Here is a 2,167-nt window from a genome sequence, read left to right as displayed (position 1 = left end):
TTTATCTTTGCTGACGCTGTTAAATAACCGGCGATAAAGCGTTTGATATCCATCTGTTCGGATGATATCCTTTTACGTGCTAATTTCTTTTCAACTTGCTATTAACGGTTAATAATTTTCGATTAAATGCCATTAACTGTCCTTGGCGCAACTGGTTAAGCGGTTGAACTGGGCAGAGATACGCGCCTGTGCCGTGAATGACGAGGAAGCGTATCAGATTAAGGATGCGATTTCTAAGCTTCAATCCGCTCTGGCTTACCGTGGGTATGCGCCACGGTAGATCACAAGAAGGCCGGAAGATCTCAAAAGATCTTTCAGCCTTACTTTTTTAATTAAAAATACCTTTATTCTCAGCTTTTTCTATGAATAAGTCTTGTAAACTTCCTTGTATTTCTTCGTCTTCATAAGTTAACGTAAAATCACCATCTATATTGGGTGGAAAGTGAGAACCATCAATGGTTCCAAATATAGTTGATGATGTGTCAGATATTACTACCTTGAAGAAATCGAAAATAGCTGTTTTGTCTTGTTCATCTAATTTTGATAATGCTTTTCTGGCTTTAGCATACACATCATCATCATTATTATTATCTATTGGACTGGTTAAACTATTCTGATAACGGGGTAAGTTGTCATCAAATAATTCACTAAAAATAGACTCTATTATTTTCTCATCATTTTTCATATAGTTACCTTTTAAATTCATTTAAATCTAACTTCTGGATACATATTTTTATTCATATTAATAAGCTCTTTAAGCTTACTATTTGGGATTTCTGGGTAAACTCTTCTTAGCTCTTTTATATCTCTGGCAATCACACTTCTTGCGTTAATAAATTCTTTACCTGTTGCTGGGTTTATTCGGCTTCTAGATACAATTCCTAATCCATCTTTAGAAACTGTATGTCCAACTTTAGGAACTAGCATTGATGGCCCCGTTTTAGGATCATAATTCTTCACTAGATCTTTCATTATTGCTTTTTGACCAACATGATGGGAATCAAGTGCTAAATTTTTTCCTTTAACTGAATCCCTTAAGTTCCCATAGCTGTCAATATCCCATTTCTTAGGAGCTGAACATCCAGTCAGTCCTAACGGGTCAATCCAATTGACCGGATTATGGACATAGCTGTACGGGTTAAATCCGCCACTAAGATTCAAAGGGTCTGGCGATAAGTACTGGCCTGTATCACTCTCGTAATAACGGTGCCGATTATAAAATAAACCGCTTTCCTTGTCTTCGTATTGACCACAGGATCGCAAATTGTAGGCAAGATTCCGCTTTTTATTGAGAGTCAAGCAGAACAAGGCCGGAAGAGCACTGGGGATCTTTCCGGCTGTTAGATTTCACCAATTATAATTTGTACATTGCTAGTTGAATCTTTTCTTCTAGTTCAAATAAATTGCTTGCTGAATCTAAATAAACAGGACTTTCCCAGTTAAAGTCTTTAATTAACGCCAACTTAAACTGCCCATCAATTTCGAATGAGGGTCTCCAGCCTATATCCAAAAGATATCCATTAGGAAATTCTACCTGCAACATATCTTCTTTTAATTCATCAAGTTGATTCTCAAGGGGAATATCATCATTAATAGAAAAATCATTAAAAATGATCACCCCACTCTTCTCTGAAAAATCAATGTTCATTATTTTGTCAGCTTCTTAAATTCGTTTAGAGATATTGGATGTCCGTGAATAGTACCGCCGCTATATTCAACTCTTATCCATTGACTTGGCTTACCCTCACTAGCCCCGATAATTTCTCCCATATCTTGAACTTTCCAAGGCTTACCATTTGTAACTGGTTGACCAGTTTTATAAACAGAACGTTCCAATGCTTCGATGTTAATTTCTGGTTTATATTTGGCAGGTCCAGATTTCGTTGATTTGACAATATCTTTCCAAGAGGCATTTTTGGGGGGCACATGTTTGTATCCATGGTTTGTCCAATTAGGTTCGTTAGCTGAAGGGCACCCAGCCAACCCTAGAGGGTCGATCCAACCCGTCGGATTATGCACGTAACTATAAAGATTTACTCCGCCGGCTAACCCCAAAGGATCTTAGGCACTATCCCGACGCCATCATACAGTTGAGCGGACCTTTCCCCCTGATTTAGCAGCCTTTTTCTTCGCCACTTTTTCCCGCCCTGTTAAAGAACATATCAAC

4 protein-coding genes and 1 pseudogene are annotated in these 2,167 nt (G+C 37.9%); 1 reads left to right on the top strand and 4 read right to left on the bottom strand.

Annotated elements, in window-relative coordinates; all coding sequences use genetic code 11:
- Positions 1-142: 142 nt before the first annotated feature.
- Positions 143-280, top strand: a complete 138-nt coding sequence (locus ABR397_RS25520) for a DUF7706 family protein (RefSeq protein ID WP_157297614.1) — start codon at positions 143-145, stop codon at positions 278-280.
- Positions 281-328: 48 nt separating this feature from the next.
- Here ABR397_RS25520 and ABR397_RS22330 read toward each other — a convergent pair whose 3' ends face one another.
- The 4 genes and pseudogenes from ABR397_RS22330 to ABR397_RS22315 form a co-directional block, all read right to left on the bottom strand.
- On the bottom strand, positions 329-685 hold the full coding sequence (locus tag ABR397_RS22330) for a hypothetical protein (protein WP_350307631.1): 357 nt from the start codon (positions 683-685) through the stop codon (positions 329-331).
- A gap of 17 nt (positions 686-702) precedes the next feature.
- Positions 703-1,269: pseudogene (locus tag ABR397_RS22325) on the bottom strand (RHS repeat-associated core domain-containing protein); the annotation flags it as partial.
- Between the two features lie 85 nt (positions 1,270-1,354).
- Entirely contained in the window at positions 1,355-1,648 is a 294-nt protein-coding gene (locus ABR397_RS22320; protein ID WP_350307629.1) for a hypothetical protein, read from the bottom strand.
- Positions 1,648-1,926 carry a hypothetical protein gene (locus ABR397_RS22315; RefSeq protein WP_350307628.1) on the bottom strand — a complete coding sequence of 93 codons (279 nt, stop codon included), beginning with the start codon at positions 1,924-1,926 and terminating at the stop codon, positions 1,648-1,650. The genes ABR397_RS22320 and ABR397_RS22315 overlap by 1 nt, the downstream gene beginning before the upstream one ends.
- Positions 1,927-2,167 lie beyond the last annotated feature (241 nt).

Origin of the sequence: Photorhabdus viridis (genome assembly GCF_040256935.1) — a bacterium.
Taxonomy (GTDB): domain Bacteria; phylum Pseudomonadota; class Gammaproteobacteria; order Enterobacterales; family Enterobacteriaceae; genus Photorhabdus; species Photorhabdus viridis.
The sequence above is the reverse complement of the archived record's forward strand: the minus strand, read 5'-3'. Positions and strand labels throughout refer to the sequence as shown.